This is a genomic window from Flavobacterium piscis (assembly GCF_031457575.1).
GTDB lineage: Bacteria > Bacteroidota > Bacteroidia > Flavobacteriales > Flavobacteriaceae > Flavobacterium > Flavobacterium piscis_A.
Map to the genome: position 1 here is coordinate 29,241 of NZ_JAVDWQ010000001.1, position 25,745 is coordinate 54,985.

At 33.2% G+C, this 25,745-nt stretch carries 24 protein-coding genes and 1 riboswitch; of the genes, 16 read left to right on the forward strand and 8 right to left on the reverse strand.

Features of this window, described 5'->3' with window-relative positions; genetic code table 11:
- Positions 1-171 precede the first annotated feature (171 nt).
- Together rpsB and tsf are read left to right on the forward strand one after the other, a co-directional pair.
- On the forward strand, positions 172-975 hold the full coding sequence (rpsB, locus tag J2W48_RS00115) for a 30S ribosomal protein S2 (RefSeq protein ID WP_310276229.1): 804 nt from the start codon (positions 172-174) through the stop codon (positions 973-975).
- A 138-nt stretch (positions 976-1,113) separates the two neighbouring features.
- The gene (gene tsf / locus J2W48_RS00120) at positions 1,114-2,076 is read left to right on the forward strand and encodes a translation elongation factor Ts (RefSeq protein WP_310276235.1); all 963 of its coding nucleotides are present in this window, start codon (positions 1,114-1,116) and stop codon (positions 2,074-2,076) included.
- Positions 2,077-2,147: 71 nt separating this feature from the next.
- On the opposite strand, the gene J2W48_RS00125 is transcribed toward tsf, so the two are convergent.
- Positions 2,148-4,268 carry a M3 family metallopeptidase gene (locus J2W48_RS00125; protein WP_310276238.1) on the reverse strand — a complete coding sequence of 707 codons (2,121 nt, stop codon included), beginning with the start codon at positions 4,266-4,268 and terminating at the stop codon, positions 2,148-2,150.
- 230 nt (positions 4,269-4,498) lie between these two features.
- On the opposite strand from J2W48_RS00125, the gene J2W48_RS00130 reads away from it, so the two are divergent.
- The 12 genes from J2W48_RS00130 to J2W48_RS00185 all read left to right on the forward strand — a co-directional run bounded on the left by J2W48_RS00130 (position 4,499) and on the right by J2W48_RS00185 (position 17,287).
- Positions 4,499-8,188 (forward strand): TraB/GumN family protein, encoded by a 3,690-nt coding sequence (locus J2W48_RS00130; RefSeq protein WP_310276241.1) that lies wholly within the window; start codon positions 4,499-4,501, stop codon positions 8,186-8,188.
- 56 nt (positions 8,189-8,244) lie between these two features.
- Entirely contained in the window at positions 8,245-8,898 is a 654-nt protein-coding gene (locus J2W48_RS00135; RefSeq protein ID WP_310276244.1) for a queuosine precursor transporter, read from the forward strand.
- Between the two features lie 75 nt (positions 8,899-8,973).
- Positions 8,974-9,534 (forward strand): DNA-3-methyladenine glycosylase I, encoded by a 561-nt coding sequence (locus tag J2W48_RS00140; protein WP_310276247.1) that lies wholly within the window; start codon positions 8,974-8,976, stop codon positions 9,532-9,534.
- Positions 9,535-9,623: 89 nt separating this feature from the next.
- Positions 9,624-9,720, forward strand: a riboswitch (TPP riboswitch).
- An 84-nt stretch (positions 9,721-9,804) separates the two neighbouring features.
- Positions 9,805-10,011, forward strand: a complete 207-nt coding sequence (thiS, locus tag J2W48_RS00145; RefSeq protein ID WP_310276249.1) for a sulfur carrier protein ThiS — start codon at positions 9,805-9,807, stop codon at positions 10,009-10,011.
- 216 nt (positions 10,012-10,227) lie between these two features.
- Positions 10,228-12,051, forward strand: coding sequence for a phosphomethylpyrimidine synthase ThiC (gene thiC / locus J2W48_RS00150; RefSeq protein WP_310276252.1), 1,824 nt, complete (start codon positions 10,228-10,230; stop codon positions 12,049-12,051).
- A 34-nt stretch (positions 12,052-12,085) separates the two neighbouring features.
- Positions 12,086-12,676 carry a thiamine phosphate synthase gene (locus J2W48_RS00155; RefSeq protein WP_310276256.1) on the forward strand — a complete coding sequence of 197 codons (591 nt, stop codon included), beginning with the start codon at positions 12,086-12,088 and terminating at the stop codon, positions 12,674-12,676.
- Positions 12,643-13,395, forward strand: coding sequence for a hydroxymethylpyrimidine/phosphomethylpyrimidine kinase (locus J2W48_RS00160; RefSeq protein WP_310276259.1), 753 nt, complete (start codon positions 12,643-12,645; stop codon positions 13,393-13,395). Before J2W48_RS00155 ends, J2W48_RS00160 begins: the two co-directional genes overlap by 34 nt.
- A complete protein-coding gene (locus J2W48_RS00165; protein ID WP_310276262.1) occupies positions 13,388-14,026 on the forward strand; it encodes a thiamine phosphate synthase in 639 nt (212 codons plus the stop codon). The genes J2W48_RS00160 and J2W48_RS00165 overlap by 8 nt, the downstream gene beginning before the upstream one ends.
- Complete coding sequence (locus J2W48_RS00170) at positions 14,007-14,783, forward strand: thiazole synthase (protein WP_310276265.1); 777 nt, start codon at positions 14,007-14,009, stop codon at positions 14,781-14,783. The genes J2W48_RS00165 and J2W48_RS00170 overlap by 20 nt, the downstream gene beginning before the upstream one ends.
- 129 nt (positions 14,784-14,912) lie before the next feature.
- Complete coding sequence (locus J2W48_RS00175; RefSeq protein ID WP_310276268.1) at positions 14,913-15,290, forward strand: GxxExxY protein; 378 nt, start codon at positions 14,913-14,915, stop codon at positions 15,288-15,290.
- 42 nt (positions 15,291-15,332) lie between these two features.
- Positions 15,333-16,469, forward strand: a complete 1,137-nt coding sequence (gene thiH / locus J2W48_RS00180) for a 2-iminoacetate synthase ThiH (RefSeq protein ID WP_310276271.1) — start codon at positions 15,333-15,335, stop codon at positions 16,467-16,469.
- A gap of 107 nt (positions 16,470-16,576) precedes the next feature.
- A complete protein-coding gene (locus J2W48_RS00185; RefSeq protein ID WP_310276274.1) occupies positions 16,577-17,287 on the forward strand; it encodes a HesA/MoeB/ThiF family protein in 711 nt (236 codons plus the stop codon).
- On the opposite strand, the gene J2W48_RS00190 is transcribed toward J2W48_RS00185, so the two are convergent.
- From J2W48_RS00190 to J2W48_RS00205, 4 genes are all read right to left on the reverse strand, one after another.
- Positions 17,284-18,078 (reverse strand): MOSC domain-containing protein, encoded by a 795-nt coding sequence (locus J2W48_RS00190; RefSeq protein ID WP_310276277.1) that lies wholly within the window; start codon positions 18,076-18,078, stop codon positions 17,284-17,286. The two genes, J2W48_RS00185 and J2W48_RS00190, sit on opposite strands and share 4 nt — an antisense overlap.
- Position 18,079: 1 nt before the next feature.
- Positions 18,080-18,718 (reverse strand): leucyl/phenylalanyl-tRNA--protein transferase, encoded by a 639-nt coding sequence (gene aat, locus J2W48_RS00195; protein WP_310277879.1) that lies wholly within the window; start codon positions 18,716-18,718, stop codon positions 18,080-18,082.
- 220 nt (positions 18,719-18,938) lie between these two features.
- Positions 18,939-19,310: a DUF3127 domain-containing protein gene (locus J2W48_RS00200; RefSeq protein WP_310276280.1), complete on the reverse strand. Its 372-nt coding sequence runs from the start codon at positions 19,308-19,310 to the stop codon at positions 18,939-18,941.
- 30 nt (positions 19,311-19,340) lie between these two features.
- Positions 19,341-20,216: a flavin reductase family protein gene (locus J2W48_RS00205; RefSeq protein WP_310276283.1), complete on the reverse strand. Its 876-nt coding sequence runs from the start codon at positions 20,214-20,216 to the stop codon at positions 19,341-19,343.
- 163 nt (positions 20,217-20,379) lie between these two features.
- Between J2W48_RS00205 and J2W48_RS00210 the strand changes: the two genes are divergently transcribed.
- Positions 20,380-21,528, forward strand: coding sequence for a sensor histidine kinase (locus tag J2W48_RS00210; RefSeq protein WP_310276286.1), 1,149 nt, complete (start codon positions 20,380-20,382; stop codon positions 21,526-21,528).
- A 44-nt stretch (positions 21,529-21,572) separates the two neighbouring features.
- Here the strand turns inward: J2W48_RS00210 and J2W48_RS00215 are convergent, their stop codons facing one another.
- The gene (locus J2W48_RS00215) at positions 21,573-21,959 is read right to left on the reverse strand and encodes an HIT family protein (RefSeq protein WP_310276289.1); all 387 of its coding nucleotides are present in this window, start codon (positions 21,957-21,959) and stop codon (positions 21,573-21,575) included.
- Positions 21,960-22,016: 57 nt separating this feature from the next.
- The gene (gene greA / locus J2W48_RS00220) at positions 22,017-22,493 is read right to left on the reverse strand and encodes a transcription elongation factor GreA (protein ID WP_310276292.1); all 477 of its coding nucleotides are present in this window, start codon (positions 22,491-22,493) and stop codon (positions 22,017-22,019) included.
- A gap of 155 nt (positions 22,494-22,648) precedes the next feature.
- Between greA and J2W48_RS00225 the strand changes: the two genes are divergently transcribed.
- A complete protein-coding gene (locus J2W48_RS00225; RefSeq protein WP_310276295.1) occupies positions 22,649-23,062 on the forward strand; it encodes a Rieske (2Fe-2S) protein in 414 nt (137 codons plus the stop codon).
- A gap of 2 nt (positions 23,063-23,064) precedes the next feature.
- Here the strand turns inward: J2W48_RS00225 and J2W48_RS00230 are convergent, their stop codons facing one another.
- On the reverse strand, positions 23,065-25,731 hold the full coding sequence (locus J2W48_RS00230) for a carboxypeptidase-like regulatory domain-containing protein (RefSeq protein ID WP_310276298.1): 2,667 nt from the start codon (positions 25,729-25,731) through the stop codon (positions 23,065-23,067).
- Between the last annotated feature and the right edge of the window lie 14 nt (positions 25,732-25,745).

Here is a 25,745-nt window from a genome sequence, read left to right on the forward strand (position 1 = left end):
TTACCTGTCTTGTGCATATGGTACAAGACATCATCAATTTATTGAAATTAAAAAACACAGTTGTTGTTGCTCTCCTGTCGAGGCAGGAAATAGTTTAGCATCTAAATGTATAAAGCCTGGGAAACCGCCATTTATACATTGCTAATCAACAGAACGTAAACTAGTACAAAAATGGCAAACAAAATAGAAGTAAAAGACTTACTAGAAGCAGGTGTTCACTTTGGACACATGACTAGAAAATGGGATCCAAACATGGCTCCTTACATTTATATGGAGCGTAATGGTATTCACATTATCAATCTATATAAAACTGCAGCAAAAATTGAAGAAGCTAACGAAGCTTTGAAAAAAATCGCTGCATCAGGTAGAAAAATCTTATTCGTAGCTACCAAAAAACAAGCAAAAGACATCGTTGCTGAAAAAGCAAAAGCTGCAAACATGCCTTACATCACTGAAAGATGGCCTGGTGGAATGCTAACTAACTTTGTAACTATCAGAAAGGCAGTTAAAAAAATGTCTTCTATTGATAAAATGAAGAAAGATGGTACTTTCATGACTCTATCTAAAAAAGAGCGTTTGCAAGTTGATCGTCTACGTGCTAAATTAGAGAAAAACTTAGGTTCAATCGCTGACATGTCCAGACTACCAGCTGCATTGTTCGTAGTAGATATCAAAGCTGAACACATCGCAATAAAAGAAGCTCAAAAATTAAACATTCCAGTTTTCGCAATGGTTGATACGAATTCTGACCCAAGAGAGGTTGATTACGTTATTCCTGCAAATGATGATGCTTCTAAATCAATTGACAAAATTTTATCTTTAGTTACTGCTGCTGTAATCGACGGTCTTTCTGACAGAGGCTCTGACAAGGAAGCTGACGTTTTCACAGAAGAAGCTCCAGCTACTGAAGCTGCTGCACCGGCTGTAGAAGCTGCACCGGCTGTTGAAGCTGCTGCTCCTGCAACTGAAGAATAAATAAACAATTTAAATTCCAAATTTTAAATTCCAAAATCCAAACACAAATTAAAAACGTTATGTTGATAATTTAATAAAATTGGAGTTTGGAATTTAAAAGATGGAATTTTTACTTTTAACATTAAAATTCAAAATATTATGGCAACAATTACTGCTGCAGACGTAAATAAATTAAGACAAACTACAGGTGCCGGAATGATGGACTGTAAAAAAGCTTTAGTTGAAGCTGAAGGAGATTTCGATAAAGCTATACAAAACCTTAGAGAAAAAGGACAAAAAGTTGCTGCTAACCGTTCTGACCGTGAGTCTTCTGAAGGAGCTGCTGTTTCTTTTGTTAATGCCGACAAAACTAAAGGAGCTATCATCACTTTAAACTGCGAAACAGATTTCGTAGGTAAAAATGAAGCTTTCGTAACTTTGGCTAAAGAATTAGTTGAAAAAGCGATCAACTTCTCTTCTAAAGAAGAATTTTTAGCTTCAGATTTCAACGGAATTACTGTTGCTGAAAAATTAATTGAGCAAACTGGTGTTATCGGTGAAAAAATCGAAATCGGTGGTTTTGAAATTTTAGAAGGCGCTTTCGTTGGATCTTATGTTCACGTTAACAAAATTGCTGCATTAACTGCAATTTCTGCACCAATTGCTAATGGTGACGTTTTAACTAAAGATATCTCTATGCAAGTTGCTTCTATGGGAGCTGATACATTATCTTACAAAGATTTTGACCCATCTTTCGTTGCTTCTGAACTTGCTGCTCGTATTGCTGTAATCGAAAAAGAAAATGAAGAGGCAAAACGTTTAGGAAAAACTTTAAAAAATGTTCCTAAATATATCTCTTTCTCTCAATTAACTGAAGAAGTTCTAAAACAAGCTGAAGAAGATGCTAAAGCTGAATTAAAAGCTGAAGGTAAACCAGAACAAATCTGGGATAAAATTATTCCGGGAAAAGTACAACGTTTCATCTCTGACAATACTACTTTAGACCAAGAAAAAGCTTTATTAGATCAAAACTTCATCAAGGATGATAGTAAAAAAGTTAGTGATTATGTTAAAGGATTCAATGTTGAAATTACAGGTTTCAAAAGAGTTACTTTAGGTTAATATATTATTTCAATATAAAAAGCCCGAATATTAAGTTATCCGGGCTTTTTTAATTTTAGCAAATCAATTATTTATTTCTTCTTATCTCCAATCGGAAAATTTCTGGCTCTCATCAAAGCATCAGATTTAGGAGCTCTTCCCCTGAAATTTTCATACGCTTTTTCTTGATCTACTGTGTTTCCAACACTAAAAACAGTATCATAAAGCCTTTTAGCAACTTCTTTATCATAAGGTCCTTTACCTTCTGTAAAGGCTTCATAAGCATCTGCATTAATCACATCAGCCCATAAATAACTGTAATAACCTGCTGCGTACCCATCACTCGAAAAAATGTGCCCAAATTGAGGAATACGGTGACGCATTACAATCTCAGATGGCATATGAAGCGCATCTAAAGTTTCTTTTTCAAATTTATGCGGATCGATTGTTGTCGTTGCCAAATGTAGTTTCATATCAATTAATGAGCTTGATATTGTTTCTACAGTAGCAAAACCTTCATTAAAGTTCGCCGCTTTTTCTATCCTGTCTACTAACACCTGAGATAGTGGCTGATTGGTTTTGTAATGCAAAGCAAACTTATTCAACACTTCCGGAGTAGCTAACCAATGCTCTAACAATTGCGAAGGAAACTCAACATAATCTCGTGCTACAGATGTTCCTGCTAAACTCGGATACGTTACATTTGAACATAATCCGTGAAGCGCATGTCCAAATTCATGAAACAAAGTTGATGCATCTTCCCAGGAAATCAAAACAGGCTCATTATCAGCACCTTTTATAAAATTACAGTTATTAGACACAATTGTAAGTACATTTCCTTCTAATTTTTGTTGATCGCGGTAAGCATTCATCCAAGCACCGGAACGTTTTCCTGTGCGGGCGTACGGATCAAAATACCATAAACCAACTACTTTCCCTGTTACTTTGTTGCTAACTTCCCAAACTCGTACATCAGGATGATAAACCGGAACATTTGTAATTTGCTTGAAACTTAAATTAAATAACTCACCAGCAACCCAAAACATTCCTTCACGCAAATTTTCTAATTGCAAATATTGTTTAACTTCATTTTGATCCAAATCATATTTGGCTTTTCTAACTTTTTCAGCATAAAAACGATAATCCCAAGGCTGAATTTTAAAATTACCTCCTTCTGCATCAACTATTTTTTGCATTTCAATAACATCCTGACGAACTTTTTCTATTGCCGGTTCCCAAACTGACTCCATCAATGCCAGCGTCTTCTTTGGATCTTTTGCCATTTTATTTGACAAACTCCAATCTGCAAAAGTTGGAAAACCAAGTAATTTTGCTTTTTGAGTACGTAATTCTAAAATAGAAACTAAACTTGCATTATTGTCATTAGCATTTTCATTATCCCCGCGTTTCACAAAAATATCAAAAGCTTTTTGTCTTAAATCCCTACGGGTTGAGAAAGTTAAAAATGGTTCAATAGATGAACGTGTATTAGCAATACATCCTAAAACATCCAGTTTTCTCTCTTTTGCTTCAGCAATTGCAGCATTTTTTACTTCTGTCGGCAAACCATCAAAATCACTTTCTGTTTTTAAAGCTACATATTGATTGTGCTCTTCTGCTAATAAATTTTGGCTAAAACGAGTAAAAAGCGTTGCCAGTTCCTGATTAATTTTAGCTACTTTTTCTTTATCTTTTTCATCTAATTTTGCTCCTTCACGAACCAAATTGGTGTAATAAAGCCAAATCAAACGCTGTTGCTCACTGTTTAATTTTTTGCTTTCTTTTGAGTTGTATAAAGTTTCAATTCTGGTAAAAAGCTTTTTGTTTTGGTTAATTTTATCTCTGAACTGAGAGAATTTGGGAGACATTTCCCTATCAACAACACTAAATTCCGGACTACTTATATTTGATCTGTAAATTCCGTAAACCGTAAAAATTCTGGTAATTGTTTGACCTGAACGTTCCAGGGCGGCAATTGTGTTATCAAAAGTTGGTGCTTTTGGATTATTGGCAATAGCATCAATTTCACTTAATTTTTCCTGAATAGCAAACTCAATTGCCGGTTTAAAATCTGAAACCTTATACTCATTAAAAGCAGGCACACCTCCATAAGGCCCTGTCCATTTTTTAAGCAAAGGATTATCTCCCTTGTTTTGTGCGTTTATCGCAAAAAAAGTTGTTCCCATGAGAAAAATTGATATTAATTTTTTCATATTATTATTTTGAATTAGTAATACTTCAAAAGTATCCAAATTTCACGAATTGGAAGTAAGTTTAACATTCGTAAAAAAGAACTTGTAAATTCAGCCTTTCACAAATTAAGAAATACTCATCGATTTAAGAAAATTCTCTATAATAAAACTTAGAAAAAAAATACATTCATAAATGGATTGATGTTATTCTATTCTATATTTGTTTATCAGAACCATTAAATCCAGCCCCGTTGAAAAAACTACTTTTTATTTCATTATTATTAATAACTTCATTTGTTCAGGCTCAAAACAAAAGCTTATTTTGGGAAATATCAGGCAATGGCTTAAGCAAAAATTCCTATTTATATGGTACGATGCATGTTAATGACAAAGTTTCTTTTCACTTATCTGATTTATTTTTCAAAAATCTATTAAGTTCTGATATTGTCGCTAATGAGAGTAATCCTGAGACCTGGACTGATCTGAATGACCTGATGAAAAACAATAATAATTATAATCTGTATACCAAATTTTACACAGAATTCTATTTATTTCCAACAACAAAAGAAAACATTAAGACGATTTTCAACAATGACAATGCCCGATTTTTCAAAAGCATGTTGTCTGGTGTAGAAGGTGAACAAGCCGATTTTCAAGAAAATACAGTTTTGGATATGTTTATATTTCAAACCGGAAAAAAATACAAAAAAAGAATTGTTGGTCTGGAGAACGCAAAAGAATCCATACTTTCAATTCTTCAAATAGTCGATGAGGATGCAAAACCAAAAGAAGAGAACAGACTTACTTTAACGAAAATTTTAAAAAACAGAAATCCAAATGAGGTACTAAAAGAATTTTACCGGGAAAAAGATATTGTTATGCTGGATTCCATCTATAAATTGATGTTTTCAAAAAAAGCACACGATGCACTTATTGTAAACCGTAATAAAATAATGGCCAACAGTATAGATTCTATTGCTAAAACCGGAAGTTTGTTTTCAGCTGTGGGCGCAGCACATCTTGCCGGAAATGATGGCATGATTGAACTCTTAAAACGTAAAGGCTATACCGTAAAACCCATAATAGATACTTTTACGGATAATGGAAAAAATCAAAAGAAGACAATTGAAGCTTATTTTCCCAATCCAAATTTTATCACTTCCTATACAAAAGATAAAATGGTACAGCTGCCATTATATAAAAACACCATAGAAGAAAATGAAATTTTAGGCTCTCCGGATTTTACAAATGGCGGTGCTATTACCATAAAAAGGATTCCCCTAAATTATTTCCTGAAAAAAAACAATATCCTATATAATGCCACATCATTGGATAGTTTATTTTTTGAACAAATTGCCGGAGATATTATCGAGAAAAAATATTTTGAACAAGCCTATTTTTCCGGATATGATATCAAAAACATTACCAAAACAGGCAACACACAACATTCAAAATTTTACATAACACCTTTAGAAATTATTTCTGTGTCAATGACAGGACCTGCAAACTATGTTCGTCAATACGAAAATGAAGTCTTTAATAATATAAAAATAAAGGTTCTTAAAAATGAATGGGAGAAAATAAAACCAGTGAAGGGCGGATTTGAAGTAGAAATTCCGTCTTTTAATTTTGTCTTTGGAAATAGTGTCGAAAAAGGCACCAATATTGACATTCAGGGATATGATAATCAGGAAAAAGGTTATTATTTTTTAAGAGAAAAAACTTTAAACGATACTGATTTAATTGAAAATTCCGAATACGAACAAAAACAGATTCATTATCAGTTTTATTTACAGCAGGATCAGGATTCTACAAACACGCATTATAATATAGCCGAAAATTCTTTTGTTTCTTCCTCTAAAATTGGAGAAAGAAATATCAAACTAAAAACAGTTGTACATGGAAATAAATATTATTTACTGGGAACCGTAAACGCTTCAGAAGCATATACAAACCGATTTTTCAATTCATTTTTGGTTACCCCTTTTGACTATAAATCAAAATCAAAAATGCTAATCGATTCAACAGCCAATTTTAGAATAGAAATTCCTGAGAAAGAAAATGAAAATTTGTTTTTAAAACTAAAGAAAAAACAATATGAAAATAAAAATACCTTTAGGGAAGTAAATCAATATCAGGTTTTTAATTCTGAAACTGGCAGAAAAATTAATTTAGATTATCATAAATATCACAAATACGAACGCGATTTACCTATTGACTCCATTCAGAACAAGCTTAAAAAAGTGTTTTTAAAGCAATATGCAAATGACTTTGATGAGGATTATTACTATAATGGTGAAAACGAAGGTTATGGAAATCCTACTTCATTGTTAAATATTGAATTATATGGAAAAAAAGGTTTTTCAAAATCTCTTTGGGATAAAATATTAGCTGGCAAAAAAGACAATTATGAATTGATAAATGAAAGCACCACTTTCAATAAAGAGGAGAACAGCTACACTATCAATGCAACAGTTTCTAAACCCGATGCAGTTCAGGCTATTAAATACAAAGTACTTTATAAAAACAACTCCTATTATTTACTTAGTACTCTTGTAGAAAAAAGCTATAAAAATGATGATTCCTTTATAGAAAAGGCTTTTAATTCACTTGCTTTAGTCGAAAATATAAAAACTGATGCTCCTGAGGATAAAATTAAGCTTTTCATAGAAGATGCCAAAAGTGAAAAAGATACTATCCGATATTCTGCTTTAAAATCTATCAATAATCTGGATGTTACAAAAAATGACTTTGAAAACATTACTAATTTCATAAACACTTTTAATTTTAAAGAAAATGAAACAGATGCTATTTCGGCACTTATAGAGAAATTGGGGAAAATAAATGATGACAGAGTTATTCCTTTTCTTGACAATTATTATAAAAAAGAATCTACTAAAACAGATGTGCAAATTAGTATTCTAAAGAGTATTTCACTTCAAAAATCAAAAGCAGGGTACAAAAAAATCAATAAATTATTAGAATATGATTTGCCCATTTCTGACAATCAATATGAAATAACAAGCCTCTTTGATTCGTTTCAAAATGACCCCGAAAACAGTAAGGAATTGTTTCCGGAAATTTTTCAGTATTACAGTATCAAGGAATACAATAAACCCATCATTGATTTTTGTAATTTGTTATTAGAAAAGAAATTTATCTCGGTCAATAAAATAAAAGCATTTAAGAAAATACTTCTTACCAACACAAAACTTGAATACAAAAGAGTAGCAAGCTGGAATCAAAAAAATAAGACAAATGATGATGTTGAAGATCCCGAAGAAATAACAAGCTCTTATGATGAACCTACGGAATCATTGACCGATTTAATACATTACACTAATTTAATGTATAACTATACTGATGATAAAAACGTAAAGGAGATTATAAAAAAAATAAAAAAGCTTGATATCCCTAAATTGAATATAGAATTGGCCCGTCTGGGAATTATTCACAACAAATTAACCACTTCAGAAATTGAAGCGTTTTTGAATGACCCAAAAACACAATTTGCTACTATCAATTTATTATTGAACCAAGATAAAAAGGAGCTTATACATTTTACCGATGAAGAAATTTCAAAATCTGCCGTTGTAAATTTTCAAAATATTTCCAAAAGAGATTCTATTTCTTTATCTGAAAATAAAATAATCGAGAAGAACGGTCAGGAGGTTTCATTTTATTTTTATAGAATCAAAAGAAAAAGTACAGAAATTGAATCAGCCAAAAATCAATTATTTACAGTAGCTTTTATTTCAGAAAACAAGAAAATAAATCCTCTGGCATTCAAGGCATTCAACATTATATCAGTAAATGAAGAAGATGATCAGGAAGAAAAGTATGATCTGATAATCAATGAATTCTTAAACAATAATCATCCAAGAGCAAGTTTTGAAAAAGAAAAAACGGCTAACGAATTAATTCCTGACGAAGGATATTAAATTAATTTCAGCTTAAAATAATTAACTTTGATAATCTGAATTGATATAGTAAGTTTATGTTTAAAACCAAAAGAGAGATTGTATTTGTAATTCTGGCAGGAATATTTATTACTAATGCCGTTGTAGCTGAGCTCATTGGCGGAAAACTGATTCAGATTGGTCCCTTTGTAATGAGCATAGGAATTTTGCCCTGGCCAATTGTTTTTCTTACTACTGATTTAATTAATGAATACTTTGGGGAGAAAGGAGTTAAAAAACTTTCTTTTATTACAGCCTGCCTGATAGCTTATGCTTTCCTTATATTGTTTATGGCTATAGCAATTCCGGCAGCAAAAGGCATTAGTCCGGTAAATGACGAACAGTTTCAGGCTGTTTTTGGACAAAGTATGTGGATTATAGTGGGAAGTATTATAGCTTTTATGGTTTCTCAGCTTATAGACATTAGTGTTTTTTGGTTTTTTAAAAATCGAACAGGAGACAAAAAAATATGGCTTAGAACAACTGGTTCCACAATAATTTCACAATTATTTGACTCGTTCATTGTGTTGGGAATTGCTTTTTGGTTACCCGGAAAAATTGATTTTGATACTTTCCTATCATCGGCATTGGTTGGGTATACTTTTAAACTTTCAATTGCCATTGTATTGACTCCCTTAATTTATTTAGGGCATCATTTGATTAAAAAATATTTAGAAAAAGATAAAGATTAATTTTTATCTTAAAAAAAGCATTTAAAACCTTAAATCTAAACCATTTGAGGTTCTTTTTATATTTAAAATAAAAAAATGGAACTCACAAGATGTGGCTGGTGCTCAGCAAGCGATTTATACAAAAAATACCATGACGAAGAATGGGGCGTTCCTGTATATGATGATGTCTCATTGTTTGAATTTTTAATACTCGAAACGTTTCAGGCTGGCCTGAGCTGGATTACGATTTTAAACAAAAGAGAAAATTTCAGGAATGCATTTGATCATTTTGATTATAAAAAAGTTGCCCATTATTCTGAAGCCAAAATTGAAGAATTATTACAGGACACCGGAATCATCCGCAACAAACTTAAAATAAGAGCAGCGGTATCCAATGCACAGGCCTTTATGAAAGTACAGGAAGAATTTGGCAGTTTTTCCAATTATATCTGGAAATTCACCAACGGAAAACCTATAGATAACAATCCAAAAACCTCAAAAGACGTTCCCGCTACTACTCCACTTTCGGACGAAATTAGTAAAGATTTAAAAAAAAGAGGTTTCAAATTCGTTGGTTCAACGGTCGTTTACGCACACATGCAGGCCACCGGAATGGTCAATGATCACGTTGAAAATTGCTGGACGAGAAACCAGTAAACAGTCTCAATTCTCACTCTTATTTTTCATTTTTCCAAAACTTGAAACCTGAAACTTGAAATTTATAAACAAAAAATTACTATATTTGTTTCACACTTTAGGGGTGTCTGCATCGCGCAGGCTGAGATTTTACCCTCTGAACCTGATCTAGTTCATACTAGCGTAGGGAAAAGTAAGATGACTTCTGACCGCATTTTCATGCGTAATTGCAGCCATTCCTAAGGTAGAGATTCACCGCAGTGAATCTTAAAAATCTAAAACCAAGAAGGAATGGAACTAAAAATCAACCACCAAATTAAACAATTCAGTGCCGATACGCTAAGCGTTCAATCGTTGCTTGATCTCGAAATTCCCAACAAACAGAACGGAATTGCCGTTGCCATTAACAATACTGTTGTTCCAAAAATAAATTGGAACCACCACCTTGTACACGAAACTGACGAAATTCTAATTATTTCCGCTACACAAGGAGGGTAATTTTGCTGCACAAACGAGCTATCCGTTACAAGTCCGCAGTCGTCAACCACAAAAACATAGTCATAACAAAGCTTCCGTTGGTCGCTTTTCTATTCCTTGTTTTTTTTACGGTTTTCTCCTTTTCGGGCTTTACACTTCTATCCCTGGCAGAAACTGTTTACGAAAAATTCAAATTTTTAAATCAAATAACAATAGCAACTTCAAACTAAATCAGCAATGAACAACGAAGAAAAAATATCCAGAACTCCTTTTCCGAACTCCAAAAAAATATATATCAACGGAGAAATTCATCCTATAAAAGTCGCCATGCGCGAAGTAATTCTTAGCGATACGAAACTTTCAAACGGAGGCATCGAAAAAAATCCGCCAGTCACTGTTTATGATACATCAGGAGCTTATACAGATCCCAATATTGAAATCGACATTAGAAAAGGACTCCCCCGCCTGCGCGAAAATTGGATTTTAGAACGAAGCGATGTCGAAATTTTATCTGAAATAAGTTCCGATTACGGACTGACCCGCTTAAAAGACGAAAGTTTAGATCATCTTCGTTTTGAATATTTACATCAGCCAAAAAGGGCTAAAAAAGGAGCAAACGTAACGCAATTGTATTACGCCAAACAAGGCATCATTACTCCTGAAATGGAATATATAGCGATTCGTGAAAACCAGCGTATTGAACTTTTAAACGAACAAACCCAAGCGATGCGATGCCAGCATGATGGACATAGTTTTGGGGCCAACACGCCAAAAAGCAAAATCACACCCGAATTTGTTCGAAGCGAAGTAGCCTGCGGAAGAGCCATCATCCCCAATAACATCAACCATCCTGAAAGCGAGCCGATGATTGTGGGACGAAACTTTCTAGTCAAAATAAACGCCAATATTGGCAACAGTGCCGTGACTTCCAGCATCGAAGAAGAAGTAGAAAAAGCCGTTTGGGCTTGTCGTTGGGGTGCCGACACCATTATGGATTTATCAACAGGAAAAAATATCCATGAAACCAGAGAATGGATTATTCGAAATTCTCCCGTTCCAATCGGTACTGTTCCGATTTACCAGGCATTGGAGAAAGTCAAAGGAGTTGCCGAAGATTTAACCTGGGAAGTTTTCCGTGATACTTTAATTGAGCAGGCAGAGCAAGGTGTTTCGTATTTTACGATTCATGCCGGAGTTTTATTACGCTACATTCATTTAACTGCTGACCGTGTTACCGGTATCGTTTCGAGAGGCGGATCAATTATGGCAAAATGGTGTTTATTTCATCATAAGGAAAACTTTCTATACACACATTTCGAGGAAATCTGCGAAATCATGAAACAATACGATGTTGCCTTTTCGTTAGGAGACGGCTTACGTCCGGGTTCGATTGCAGATGCTAATGATGCAGCCCAATTTGCTGAACTGGAAACATTGGGCGAACTGACAAAAATTGCATGGAAACACGATGTTCAGGTATTCATTGAAGGTCCTGGCCACGTTCCAATGCACATGATCAAAGAAAACATGGACAAACAACTGGAACATTGCCACGAAGCCCCATTTTACACTCTTGGACCATTAACGACAGATATTGCACCTGGTTACGATCATATCACATCTGCAATTGGAGCAGCTATGATTGGCTGGTACGGTTGTGCCATGTTGTGTTATGTAACTCCAAAAGAACATCTTGGGCTACCCAATAAAAAAGACGTTAAAGATGGTGTTATCACCTATAAAATTTCTGCCCATGCTGCAGATTTGGCCAAAGGTCATCCGGGTGCACAATATCGCGATAATGCTTTGAGCAAGGCCCGTTTCGAATTTCGTTGGGAAGATCAGTTTAATTTATCATTAGATCCTGATACAGCAAGAGAGTTCCACGATGAAACCCTTCCGGCAGATGGCGCAAAAGTGGCTCATTTTTGTTCGATGTGCGGACCAAAATTCTGTTCGATGAAAATATCTCAGGAAATTCGGGATGTGGCTGCTGCCGAAAAAGGCATGCAGGAAAAATCAGAAGAGTTTATTGAGCAGGGAAAAGAGATTTATATCTAAAAAGAGCATAGAAAAAAGAATAAAGAGGAAAAATATGATCGTAATTACAAATCCTTCTGCTATTGCAAATGAAATAATCCTTATTGATTCTTTATTGGAGGAAGGATTATCATTGCTTCATGTTCGGAAACCGGATTTCTCAGAAGTAGAAATAGCCAAATTTATTCATCAGATAAAACATGAATATCGGGGAAATCTGGTTCTGCATAACCATCATGAAATAGCAGCTGATTTTGGAATTAACAGAATTCATTTTTCAGAAACAGAAAGAAAAAAGAATGATTCTTCAATAATTGCAAATATGGTGTTATCAACTTCAACTCATTCAATAGAAGATTTCAATGCTTTGGAAAACATTTTTGATTATGCTTTTTTAAGCCCTGTTTTTACAAGTATTTCGAAAGAAAATTATAGCCCAAAAACTGATCTTTTTGAAGATTTAACGCAAAGAATAAATTTTAATACCAAAATGATTGCTTTAGGCGGAATTCATTCAGCCAATATCGAAAAATCACTTCAAAATGGTTTTGATGATGTCGCTCTTTTAGGTACAATCTGGAATAGTCCCAATGCAATTAAAAACTTTAAACTATGTCAAAAAATCGCCCTTTCGCTCTTAGCATAGCAGGCTTAGATCCTTCAGGAGGTGCCGGAATTCTAGCAGATACTAAAACTTTTGAACAGCATCAGGTACAAGGATTAGCCATAAGTACTGCAAATACTATTCAAACCGATTGTAAATTCTACGAAATTGAATGGACATCGCTTGATTTTGTATTACGCTCCATAAAAAAGTTATTCAAAAACTATCCTGTAAAATCGGTTAAAATTGGTATTGTTCCTTCCTTTTTTTATTTAAATGAAGTTGTTTCCTTAATTAAAAAATTAAATCCAAACACAGTTATTGTTTGGGATACCGTATTAAAATCCTCGACAGAATTTGAATTTTTAACAATTGAAAGCCAAACAGATTTACAAAAAACATTGTCAAAAATTGATTTAATAACGCCAAATTACGATGAAATACTTATGCTTTTCCCTGATTTCATATCTGATAAACTTTGGATAAAAAATGAACTTTCAACAGCTATTTTGCTAAAAGGAGGCCATAATGAAGTTGCCTTGGGCACAGATTATCTATTTCAAAGAAGCGAAATTACAGAATTCTTACCTGCCAACATCAATTTCCAGCCAAAGCATGGATCCGGTTGTGTATTATCATCCGCAATTGCAGCAAATCTGGCTTCAGGTCATGATTTAAAAACGGCTTGCCAGGAAGCTAAATTATATATCGAAAAATACTTAAGCTCTTCATCATCATTAATTGGCTATCATTATGTTTAACAAATTACAATATATTTCACAAGGTGAAACAGTCGAAAAACAACTGTACAATATCCACCAGGCTTTGGATAGTGGATGTAACTGGATACAAATGCGGTTTAAAAATCAAACTCCTGAAAAAAGATTTGTTTTAGCAGAAGCCGTAAAAACTTTATGCGAAGAATACCTGGCAATTTTCATTGTTAATGATGATGTTGTTCTTACTCAGGAAATTGCTGCAGATGGCGTCCATTTGGGTTTAACCGATATGAGTATTCCTGAAGGGCGTGTTATTTTAGGAGACAGGAAAATAATTGGAGCGACTGCAAATACTTTTGAAGATGTTCTTTTTCAGTCTAAAAACGGTTGTGATTATATTGGTTTGGGACCTTTTCAATTTACCGATACCAAGGAAAAACTAAGTCCTGTTTTAGGGATTGAAGGCTATGCATCTATTTTAAATAAAATGAAAATAGCAAATATTTCTACACCTGTTTATGCCATAGGCGGAATCACTTTGAAAAATATTGAAACCCTTATTGAAACAGGCATTCATGGTATTGCCATTTCTGGAATGATTACAAAAAGCCATCAAAAAGAAAAACTGATTCAACAACTTAACGATAAATTATATGCAAACGCCATTATTTAAAATAGGTGATAAAACCCTGACCTCACGCCTGTTTTTAGGAACGGGTAAATTTGGTTCTAACCAGCAAATGAAGGAAGCAATTTTAGCTTCAGAAAGCCAATTGGTGACGGTTGCCTTAAAACGTATTGATCTCGAAACCGATACCGATGCTATTTTATCGCATTTACAACATCCTAATATTAATTTGTTGCCCAATACATCAGGGGCAAGAAATGCAAAAGAAGCCGTTTTTGCAGCTCAATTAGCACGTGAAGCACTTGAAACCAATTGGGTAAAACTCGAAATTCATCCGGATCCAAAATATTTAATGCCGGATCCTATCGAAACTTTAAAAGCTACTGAAGAACTGGCTAAACTCGGTTTTTTTGTTTTGCCTTACATTCACGCTGATCCTGTTTTGTGCAAACATCTGGAAAATGCAGGAACAACTGCTGTTATGCCTTTAGGTTCACCTATTGGCAGTAATAAAGGGTTGAAAACGATTGATTTTTTGGAAATTATTATCGAACAAAGCAATGTTCCTGTAATTATAGATGCCGGAATTGGCGCTCCTTCAGATGCCGCTAAAGCTATGGAAATTGGTGCTGATGCTGTTTTGGTTAACACCGCCATTGCCGTAGCCGGAAATCCGAAATTAATGGCAGAAGCTTTTAAAGAAGCTGTCATTGCAGGCAGAAAAGCTTTTGAAGCTAAAATAGCTCATCAGCAAAATCATGCTGTTGCTTCTAGCCCTTTGACTGCTTTTTTATATGAATAAGTTGATTTTCTCTCGCAGATCTCGCAGATTTAGCAGATAATTATTATACTGCGAATTACTAAAACTATTTATTCATCATTTTTAATTAATTAAAAAGGCAGAATTTTCTTTACTTTGAATAAAAAAATTATGTCTGAAAATGAAATTTCATATAAAGTTAGGGGTTCAATTTTTAAAGTATATAACACTCTTGGGCCTGGTTTATTAGAATCTGTATATGAAAGTGCTCTTTATTATCAATTGAAAAAGGATGGATTAAAAGTAATTAAACAAATTGATCTGCCTGTTAAATATGATGATGTTTATTTAGACATTACATTCAGGCTAGATATTTTAGTAGAAGATAAAGTAATCATAGAATTAAAATCAGTAGATCAAATAAAGTCTATTCACTTTAAACAATTAAATACTTATTTAAAACTAACTAATAAAAAACTCGGGCTATTAGTCAATTTCAACTGTTCTAATATTCTTGAAAACATTCATCGTGTTGCGAATAAAATTTAATCTGCTCTATCTGCAAAATCTGCGGGAAACAAAATAAAAAAAATGAAAACATTCAAATCTGTTTTTGAAAATTATGATTGGGAAACCATCCAATCTAAAATATACAATACAACATCAAAAGATGTTGCATATTCTTTGTCGAAAACCAAACGCAGCCTTGATGATTTTTTAGCCTTGATTTCTCCTGCTGCTCAAAATTATTTAGAGCAAATGGCACAGGAATGTCATGAAATTACCAAAAAACGTTTTGGCAAAACCATTCAAATGTACGCACCGCTTTATTTAAGCAATGAATGCCAAAATATCTGTACCTATTGTGGCTTTAGTTTAGATAATAAAATAAAACGAAAAACACTTTTGGACTCTGAGATACAACTCGAAGTTGAGGCATTGAAAAAACTTGGTTTTGATCATGTTTTACTGGTAACAGGCGAAGCTAATTATACGGTAAACATTAATTATTTTCTAAATGCAATTAATTTAATCAAAGAGCAATTTTCAATTATTTCTGTGGAAGTTCAGCCACTTTCTACCGAGGAATACCAACGTTTGCATGAAGCTGGAGTTTATTCTGTTTTAGTGTATCAGGAAACGTATCATCAGGAAGTTTACAAAAAATATCATACAAAAGGCAAAAAGTCCAATTTTGATTTCAGGCTCGAAACTCCTGACCGAATAGGAATCGCCGGAATTCATAAAATAGGTTTGGGCGTTTTATTAGGCCTGGAAGATTGGCGAACTGATAGTTTTTTTAATGCCTTGCATCTCGATTATCTACAAAAGAAATACTGGCAGACCAAATATTCCGTTTCGTTCCCGAGATTGCGTCCGGCAGAAGGCATTATCGAACCCAATTTTATTATGGACGATAAAGACCTGACTCAATTAATTTGCGCTTATCGTTTATGGAATGAAGATTTGGAAATTTCTATTTCTACCAGGGAAAATGAAAAATTCAGAAATAATATCATCCCAATTGGTGTGACAAGCATGAGTGCAGGTTCTAAAACCAATCCCGGCGGCTATGTTGTTGATCCGCAATCTTTAGAGCAATTTGAAATTAGTGATGATCGTTCAGCAAATGAAATTGCACAAATCATAAAAAAATCCGGCTATGAACCCGTTTGGAAGGATTGGGATAAAAGTTTTAGTCTGAAAGTCGAAAGTCGAAAGTCATAGAGCCTAAAGATATCAAAACGACTATTTTCAGCCATTTTACTGTTCACATTTCATTTATTCTAAATTGACTTTCAACTTTCGACTTTCAAACTTTAAGACTTATAACAATGAGTATCATACAAGAGTTTTTACGTTACAACAGACAAACTATACTTCCGGAAATTGGCGATGAAGGTCAGGAAAAACTCAAAAAAGCAAGGGTTTTAGTCATTGGCGCCGGGGGCTTGGGCTGTCCAATTTTGCAATATATTTCGACTGCCGGTGTGGGTTTTATTGGAATAATGGATTTTGACACTATTGAAATCCACAATTTACATCGGCAGATTTTATATACTGAAAATGAAATTGGCAAGCAAAAAGCAATTGTTGCCAAAAATGTAGTTTCTAAATTAAATCCTTTGATTCAGGTTGAAGCGATTCCTGAAAAACTAACAATTGAAAATACATCCGAGATTATACACCAATATGATATTATAGTGGATGGTTCTGATAATTTTGCTACACGTTATTTGGTAAACGATACTTGTGTTCAATTTAAAAAACCTTTGGTTTACGGAAGTATTTTAAAATTTGAAGGTCAGGTGGCTGTTTTTAATCATAATGGAAGTAAAAACCTGCGTGATTTATTTCCGGAAATGCCTGATCCGAAGGAGGTACCAAATTGTAACTTAAACGGAGTTTTGGGAACATTACCCGGAATTATCGGTACTATGATGGCGCATGAAACGCTTAAATTAATTTTGGAATTACCAACCTTGAAAAATGAGTTGGTCATTTTTAATACCTTGAATTGGAGTTTTACAAAACTGAATTTCTAAAAAACAACAGTATCGCCAACACTAATCATACCTGAATTCAAACTCACAATATTAGTTCCGAATAAAACAGAATTATTGACATTTCTGTAGGCACTTAAAGTTTTCAGAGGTTCTTTTTTTACAGTTCCATTTTGCGGATCATTGTTAATCATGATACATCTTCCACATGGTTTTACATTTTTAAACTGAACCTGTCCAATTTTAAAAGTAGTAAAGTCATCCTCTTCATGAGGATTTTCGGTGCTCACAACGATATTTGGACGAAATCTTTTAATGGTGATATTTTCTTCTAACTTATCATTTAAAAAATCCAGACTTTTTGTTCCGATTAATAAATAGGGATAACCATCAGCTAAACTTACGCTGAAGGTTTCTTTCAATCTGGAACTTTCATGTTTACGATCTCCCGTTTTTAAGATTTTGACTAGTTTACATTCGAAACCTAAATGTTTTGTAAACCATTCTGAAGTTGCTTTATTCACTTCAACTACTTCACTTTTATCATCCCAGACTTTTACTTCTATTGGATTATTTAAATGTTCGTTAATTAAGAATTCATGCTTTTGATCCTGAAAAGCAACACTGATTTTCCCATCTGAAATATGAGGATAAAACTGACTCAAAACCGGATATTTTCGTTGAGTTATAAATTGGTTATCTGCATCAATTAACATCCATCGACGATCGTTTTCGAAACCCATTTCTTCTGCTAAAGCCTTCTCGCAACTAATTCCTGCCAGACTTTTTATCGGATAAATATAAATTTCTTTTATAATGTGAGTTCTGCTCATTCTACTTGCTTTTTAAAATTGATATAAATTCGTCACGATCAATTTCACGACAACCTAAGCTTTCTAAATGCGGATTATAAACCTGACAATCCAAAAGCTTATAATTTTCTTTTTTCAATTTATTTACCAAAGCTATAAAAGCCACTTTTGAAGCATTGGATACTTTGGAAAACATACTTTCACCACAAAAAATATGACCTAAATCAATCCCGTACAAACCTCCAACCAAAACCTCGTCCTGCCAAACCTCAACCGATTTTGCTATTCCCTCTCTGTTTAATTTGCAATAGGCATCGATCATTTCGTTGGAAATCCAGGTTCCGTTTTGACCATCACGTTTTACTTTTTGGCAATTCGAAATTACAGCTGCAAAGTTCTGATTAAAAGTAACTTTAAACTGATTTCGGTTCAAAATATTCCGCATACTTTTAGAAACAGTCAATTCATCCAAAAACAAAACCATTCGAGGATCTGGTGCCCACCACAAAATAGGCTCGCCTTCATTAAACCAAGGGAAAATTCCACTTTTGTATGCTAACTGCAATCTTTCTGAACTTAAATCACCGCCAATCGCCAGAATTCCTTCATCATCAGCTTCTGAAATCGGGGGAAAAAATAAATCTTCGGTTAAATAATACATTTTAATAAATTCCAATATTTTAAATTCCAATTTTCTCAATATTGTCATTTCGACGAAAGGAGAAATCACATCCAGAGAGCAACGCACTGTGTGGATGCAGCACATGTGATTTCTCCTTCGTCGAGAAATGACAAAAAAAATGAGTTGAAAAAAGAAAATTCCAAATTCCAAATACACGCAATGATTTGGAATTTGGAATTTATATCCTGAGATTTACTTTTTAGAAAGGTAAATCGTCCGGTTCGTCTTCGTTTAAATTTGTTGCCGGTGCAAAAGCTTCTGCAGCTGGCATTGGAGGAGTTTGTGCAGGCCCTTCCGGTGCTACTCTTTCGATTCTCCATCCTTGAATACTATTGAAATATCTGGTTTCTCCTTGTGGATTAACCCATTCTCTTCCTCTTAAATTGATAGAAACTTTTACTGCTTCACCTTGTTTGTAGCTACTTAATAAATCGCATTTATCTTGTGTAAATTCGACTAAAATATGTTGCGGATATTGCTCATCTGTAGTAACAACCAATTCTCTTTTTTTGAATGATGCACTAACTTGCTGCTCCGGATTGATCACTTTTACTTTTCCTATAACTTCCATCTTCTTCTATATTAATTATTATTTCTTTTCTTATTTCTTTGCTAAAAGCACTTTCCATGCTGATGTTACATCATCATTATCGAGATATTTTTTGGCTTCTAAATGTATTTTTTGCTGATCATCGGAACTTAAAACTCCTTTAACCGAAAAATTTTCTTTCACAAATATACTAACTTCTTCTGTTGTAGGCAAGGCTTCTATGTTTCCTAATTTCCCAAGATCGTTTCCGTTAAAAATGGGGCTTTCTTTGACAAAATTAGGAATTGCATCTACTCCAACCCCTAATGTTGTCAATGGCTTTTGCACTTCAAAAAGTCCTTGATTGGATCTTGAATACCAGTTATTTCCTAATCTTGAAACCAAATCTATTTTATACTGGTCAATGCTTCCGTTTTCATCCAAAACCGATTCGTGAATGTGAATTTTTACCACTTCACAGAGAATCAGATTTCCTGCCCCGCCTTCTTCTCCTAACGGAATAATCTGCGTGACTTTACACTCAAACTGTACCGGAGATTCTTTTACACGATACGGTTTTACCAAATCTGATGGAATTTGTGTTAATCCGGCTTTTATAAATTCGTTTACATCATCAGCATATTCTGTACTGGCCAGCGAAGTTTGTTGTACCAAATCATAATTAACCACATTAATAACAACTTCACGTGTAGCCTCGGCATTAATCAAGGTATGTTTAGTAGTATTATCACGTACTCTTCTTGAAGGCGAAAAAATCAAAATTGGAGGATTGGCACTAAACACATTAAAGAAACTGAAAGGCGACAAATTCGGAATTCCTTTTGTGCTTATTGTACTCGCAAAAGCAATAGGTCTTGGGCCAATAGCGCTTTGCAGGTAGCCCTGTAATTTTGCCGTTGTAATTTCCTTTGGATTAATGCTAATCATAATTTTTTCTTTTTAACCGAATCACCTTTTCAGTAACTACAAAAGTATTGAAATGGTTTATGCTAAAGAAATAGTTTTAGACTTAAAAACAAAAAAATCTTTAAATCTTTACAAAATATTAACTGTGTTTATTTCGTTATATTTATACCTCAAAAATTAATTTATGTTTTTTTCCGAAAGAAGAAATACAACCCGTTGGATTATTATTTTTATTTCCTTTTTAATCATTTCACTGATTCTTTGGAATACTTATACTTTTTTCCAGATTTTTAAAAATGAGGAACGCCTTAAAATGAACCTTTGGGCAAGCGCACAAAAAACATTGATTAATGCCGATGAAAACACAAATCTGGATCTTCCTCTTGAAATTTTAAACAACAACACTTCGGTTCCGGTAATGTTAACAATGTATGATAAAATTATTAGCTCTGTCAATGTGCCTGAAAAAATTCTTGAGGATAAGCAAAAATCGATATCTTTTTTAAACGGCCTAAAAGGCGAAAATGAACCGATCGTCATTGAATATACTCCCGGAAAATTTCAAAAGTTATATTATGGAAATTCTGAACTTATCAATAAACTCAAATATTATCCCATTGCATTACTGCTGATTATCTTTTTGTTTGGTGCTTTGATTTATAACTTCTACAAAAGTACCAAAATGGCCACTCAGAATAAACTTTGGGCTGGAATGGCGAAAGAAACGGCACATCAGATTGGAACACCGCTTTCTTCCTTAATTGGATGGGTAGAAATATTGAAAACAGAAGAAATCGATCAGTCGATTACATCAGAAATTGAGAAAGACATCGAACGTTTGCAGACTATCACAGATCGTTTTTCAAAAATAGGGTCAGTTCCTGTTTTGGAAGAATATGATATTGTTTCCGAAACCTGGAACACCTATGAATATTTGCAATCCCGTTTTTCAAAACAAGTTGCCTTTTCGTATCATGCGCCAAAAGAGCCTATTTTAGCCATGATAAACCCAACTTTACACAGCTGGACAATAGAAAATCTGGTAAAAAATGCGATTGATGCGATGAAAGGTAAAGGAATTTTAGATCTTCAGATTGAACAGGATGCGCATCATGTAAAAATAAATGTGAAAGATTCCGGCACCGGAATTTCAAAAAAGCAATTCAAAACAATCTTTGAACCCGGTTTTACGACCAAAAAACGCGGTTGGGGATTAGGGCTTTCCCTGACCAAACGAATTGTAGAGGAATACCATGGTGGAAAAATAAAAGTCCTGCATTCAGAAATAGGAAAAGGCACTACTTTTCAAATTCAGTTAAATAAAAAAGTGTAGCAAAATAATCTTTACTACACTTTAAAATATGTTTAAAAAACGAATTATAAATTTTCCTGAATTTTTTTAGCCAAAGCCTTAAATTCTTCTTTAGAAAGTGACACTTTATTTTGAAAACGCATTTCATCCATTTCGTTTAACGGAATCAAATGTACGTGTGCATGAGGAACTTCCAATCCCACAACTGCCATTCCCACCCTTTTGCAGGGAACCGTCTTTTCTAAAGCTATTGCTATCTTTTTGGAAAATTTCATCAATCCCAAATACAATTCATCGTCAAGATCAAAAATCTTATCGATTTCCTGTTTTGGAATACAAAGCGCGTGCCCTTTTGCATTTGGATTCACATCTAAAAAAGCCAGGTAGTTATCATCTTCAGCAATTTTATAGGATGGAATTTCACCGTTTACTATTTTTAAAAATATTGACATGGTTTATTCGTTTATTTGGCCAATCGTTTAACCGATTAAACTGTTAAGCTTAAAAAATTAATCTCTTGAAATTTCAAGAATTTCAAATTTCAAAACACCGTTTGGCACAGTAATTTCAGCTACTTCTCCAACTGATTTCCCCAATAAACCTTTCCCTATAGGAGAAGTCACGGATATTTTTCCTGTTTTAAGATCAGCTTCACTTTCTGCAACTAGTGTATATGTCATTTCCATTCCGTTGGTCTGGTTCTTGATTTTTACATTAGAAAGCACCAATGCTTTTGAAACATCCAATTGTGACTCATCTATTAACCTGGCATTAGAATACACTTCCTCTAGTTTAGAAATTCTCATTTCTAATAAACCCTGTGCTTCTTTTGCGGCATCATATTCTGCATTTTCAGACAAATCACCTTTATCTCTTGCTTCTGCAATATCCTGAGAAGCCTTAGGACGCATTACACTTTTCAAGTGCTCCAATTCCTCTTTTAATTTTTTTAATCCTTCAGCGGTATAATAAGATACATTACTCATAACTTCATCGTTTATATAAATACAAAAAATCCCATCGGGACGGGATTTCTTATTACAAATATACTATTATTTTTAATAGTACATAATTATATGTTAATCATATAGATTTCAAAATCAAATAAATTATTTTTGTTTCACTAATTTCCATCAAAACAATGAAAAAGATCTGGCTTTTAATTTTATTTATTTCTGCACTCTTTTCGTGTAGCGATAACGATACCAACAACAATAATCCTTATATTCCTAACTACACGGTAAATTTTACTATAGATATGAATTTGCCTGCTTATTCTAATTTAAAATATGTAAGCAACGGAGTTATTATATCTTCCTATGGTGCAAAAGGTGTTATTATTTTTAATGCGGGAAACACTTATAATGCTTTTGATGCTGCGTGTCCTAATCAGGAATTAAGTTCTTGTGTTCCTATGACAATTAGCGGTATTAATGCCGTTTGCTCCTGTGATGAAGCAGAGTACAGCTTATTTACCGGACTAGGAGGAAAAAAATATCCACTGAAACAATATCGAGTAGAAGTTAGCGGAACAATAATTCATGTATACAACTAGAGTTATAACTTATAGCTTATCGTAAACAAAATTGTTCTTGGCAAAATATATGTTGACTGTTCGGTTATCATATAATCCGAGAAAGAATAACTATTTTTCTTTTTTAAATCTAGAAGATTATTAACTGTGAGTTCAAACCCTAATGGACTATTTTTCTGTTGATAAAAGAAAGAGGTATTTAACATATGATAAAAATTAGACTGATTTGTTTTATTCGTATTTTTCAAACTTTCATATTCAATATTAAAAGTTAAAAACTTAAATAATGTGGTTTCGAATGCTGATTTTACGGCATCTGTTTGATATTTAGATTTTGTTAAACCTGAAAAATCACTAAATCCTTTTGTATAACCAATACTAAAATCTGGCCATTTTTTATAGGCTGTTTTAAAAACCAAACCTATATTTTGATTATTTCTTTGATTTGCAGTAGCAATATTATTTATGGTTTGAGTATAATTAAACCAAGACAATCTAGTATTTAACTTTAAATTAAATCGATAAATCCTTTTAGAAAAAGAACCGTTAAAACCGATGTTTGTTTCAGGATTATCAGTTAAAACTGGCGAAACAAATTGATTTATCCCATCTAACTCAACCTCATCACGAATTACTTTTACTTTTTTAGAATAATTCAGCATTCCGTTTAAATTAACTCCTCTGTATGAATTCATTTTTGAATATCGCAAATTTGCAGAATGGTATTTTTCGTTTTGCAATAACGCATTTCCTTTATAAACCGAATTATAATATTGTAATGTATATCGATTTGCTAATTGGTTCGCTTCAGGAAATTGATTTTCTAATTTATAAGTAAAACTTAAAGTTTCAGATTTATTAAATTCGTAGTCACTATTCCATTGTGGTTGAAAAAGTGTTTTTGAAACCTCATAATTTACATTGTTTTGAATTGCATTTAAATGATACCAATGCAAGTACAAACCAGATTTATTAATCCATTTTCCTATTCTAAATTTATACTCTAAACCAATATAAGTATCATTTAATTTATATTTGATATCATTACCGAATCCTGCAGAAGCAAAATCATTAATAGAACCATCTGTTAGGATTTGCTTTTCTGAAGTCTTGAAGTCTAATGACTCATAATTATTACCAACATTTGTATATAAATGATTAGAATTATTAATAATCCAGTAGTGCTTAAAAAGTGCATCGATACTATTAACCTCTGATTTTTTTATTTGTTCAATCCGGTAGCTTTTATCATTCTGCAACGGAATTAATCCTTGCAAAAAAGGCTCACTTGTAAACCATTTGTTTTTAGGTGTAATTTTGTCGTAAGCCTGATTGACCACAAAAGTTGTAGTGTGATTTTCATTATAACTTTTATGCCATTCAATATACTGCTTAACAGATGAATTATCAGCCTTATTAATAGTTTCGAAAAGATTAGAACCTAAATTTGTTACAGAGTTTAAGGTACTCATTAAATCATTTGTACTGGATTGATATTGTCCATTATAATACCATTTTTCTTTGTTCGATGGAGAATAATCCAGTTTTACATTTCCAATTCCCAATATAGATGTATTTTCCTCATTTTTGCTTTTATTTTCATAATCAACAGTATTATTACTAAGATATTCAACTTTATTTTCCACCCTTGAAGCTGTAAAAACTTTAGACAAAATACCAAATCCAGATATGGCTAATTTTGATGAAAAATCGTGACTAAAATTGAAAGCACTAAATTGTGATTTATTCTGTATTACATCGGTATTGTCATTAGAGAAAGAATATAGATTAGTTAAAGGTTTTCTGCCCGAAAGAAAACTACTTACTCCTCCACTAAAACGCATTAAATCATCAAATGTAAAGGTACTTTTGCCAACATTATTGATATCTCCAATGAAACTAATGTTTGTTTTTTCCTCATAATAGAATAAAGCAGCATGCGCTAAGTAAAAACCATTATCTGCAGCTCCCACCTCAGAACCCACCTGTATATCGCCAAAAACAAATTTCTTTTTATTCTCTTTTAGTTTCACATTCATAGCAAGATCATCACTATCTGAAACTTGCTTCATAAATCCTATTTCATTAAAATGGTCAATGACCTCAATTTTATCCAATGCATCAGCAGGAATATTTTCGACAGCCAATTTAGATCCGCCGCCAAAAAAAGATTTCCCTTCTACCAGCATTTTGGTGACTTTTTTACCCTGTACGGTAACAATTCCGTTTTTATCAACCTCAACACCTGGAAGTTTTTCGAGGATTTCTTTCATTTTACGTTCGTTACCGTTTGCAAAACTATTGACATCAAAAACTAAAGTGTCTTTTTTGACTACTATAGGTCTGAAATCGTGCTTAATAACTATTTCTTTAAGATTTTCACCTGAAGATTTCAATTTAAAATTATGATTTTCGATAGTGCTTTCGGGTTCCAAAATAAATACCTCTTCTACATACCCAATATATGAAACTGTAATTTCATATTTTACTATTTTTTCAAGCTCTAAACGGTAACGTCCTTTACTATCTGCAATTGCAAATTTAAGACTCGCTTGTTTCTGTAAAGGTTTAGCTATAACATTAGCAGATCCTAATGGCTTGCCAGCATCATCAGAAACTACCCCTACAAATGTTTTTACTTGAGAAAATGAAATACTTGTAAAAAAAAACAAAATAAAAATCTTTAACATTCTAATTAAAATAA

Bases quoted from the DNA above. Each gene is read 5' to 3' on its own strand.
- tsf (WP_310276235.1), top strand. From the start codon at position 1,114: ATGGCAACAATTACTGCTGCAGACGTAAATAAATTAAGACAAACTACA.
- aat (WP_310277879.1), bottom strand. From the start codon at position 18,718: ATGTATTATTTAACCGAAGATTTATTTTTTCCCCCGATTTCAGAAGCT.
- J2W48_RS00135 (WP_310276244.1), top strand. From the start codon at position 8,245: ATGTTTAAAACCAAAAGAGAGATTGTATTTGTAATTCTGGCAGGAATA.
- J2W48_RS00125 (WP_310276238.1), bottom strand. From the start codon at position 4,268: ATGAAAAAATTAATATCAATTTTTCTCATGGGAACAACTTTTTTTGCG.
- thiH (WP_310276271.1), top strand. From the start codon at position 15,333: ATGAAAACATTCAAATCTGTTTTTGAAAATTATGATTGGGAAACCATC.
- thiS (WP_310276249.1), top strand. From the start codon at position 9,805: ATGGAACTAAAAATCAACCACCAAATTAAACAATTCAGTGCCGATACG.
- J2W48_RS00200 (WP_310276280.1), bottom strand. From the start codon at position 19,310: ATGGAAGTTATAGGAAAAGTAAAAGTGATCAATCCGGAGCAGCAAGTT.
- J2W48_RS00215 (WP_310276289.1), bottom strand. From the start codon at position 21,959: ATGTCAATATTTTTAAAAATAGTAAACGGTGAAATTCCATCCTATAAA.
- J2W48_RS00160 (WP_310276259.1), top strand. From the start codon at position 12,643: ATGTCAAAAAATCGCCCTTTCGCTCTTAGCATAGCAGGCTTAGATCCT.
- J2W48_RS00155 (WP_310276256.1), top strand. From the start codon at position 12,086: ATGATCGTAATTACAAATCCTTCTGCTATTGCAAATGAAATAATCCTT.
- thiC (WP_310276252.1), top strand. From the start codon at position 10,228: ATGAACAACGAAGAAAAAATATCCAGAACTCCTTTTCCGAACTCCAAA.
- J2W48_RS00175 (WP_310276268.1), top strand. From the start codon at position 14,913: ATGTCTGAAAATGAAATTTCATATAAAGTTAGGGGTTCAATTTTTAAA.
- greA (WP_310276292.1), bottom strand. From the start codon at position 22,493: ATGAGTAATGTATCTTATTATACCGCTGAAGGATTAAAAAAATTAAAA.
- J2W48_RS00185 (WP_310276274.1), top strand. From the start codon at position 16,577: ATGAGTATCATACAAGAGTTTTTACGTTACAACAGACAAACTATACTT.
- rpsB (WP_310276229.1), top strand. From the start codon at position 172: ATGGCAAACAAAATAGAAGTAAAAGACTTACTAGAAGCAGGTGTTCAC.
- J2W48_RS00225 (WP_310276295.1), top strand. From the start codon at position 22,649: ATGAAAAAGATCTGGCTTTTAATTTTATTTATTTCTGCACTCTTTTCG.
- J2W48_RS00190 (WP_310276277.1), bottom strand. From the start codon at position 18,078: ATGAGCAGAACTCACATTATAAAAGAAATTTATATTTATCCGATAAAA.
- J2W48_RS00205 (WP_310276283.1), bottom strand. From the start codon at position 20,216: ATGATTAGCATTAATCCAAAGGAAATTACAACGGCAAAATTACAGGGC.
- J2W48_RS00230 (WP_310276298.1), bottom strand. From the start codon at position 25,731: ATGTTAAAGATTTTTATTTTGTTTTTTTTTACAAGTATTTCATTTTCT.
- J2W48_RS00210 (WP_310276286.1), top strand. From the start codon at position 20,380: ATGTTTTTTTCCGAAAGAAGAAATACAACCCGTTGGATTATTATTTTT.
- J2W48_RS00165 (WP_310276262.1), top strand. From the start codon at position 13,388: ATGTTTAACAAATTACAATATATTTCACAAGGTGAAACAGTCGAAAAA.
- J2W48_RS00140 (WP_310276247.1), top strand. From the start codon at position 8,974: ATGGAACTCACAAGATGTGGCTGGTGCTCAGCAAGCGATTTATACAAA.
- J2W48_RS00170 (WP_310276265.1), top strand. From the start codon at position 14,007: ATGCAAACGCCATTATTTAAAATAGGTGATAAAACCCTGACCTCACGC.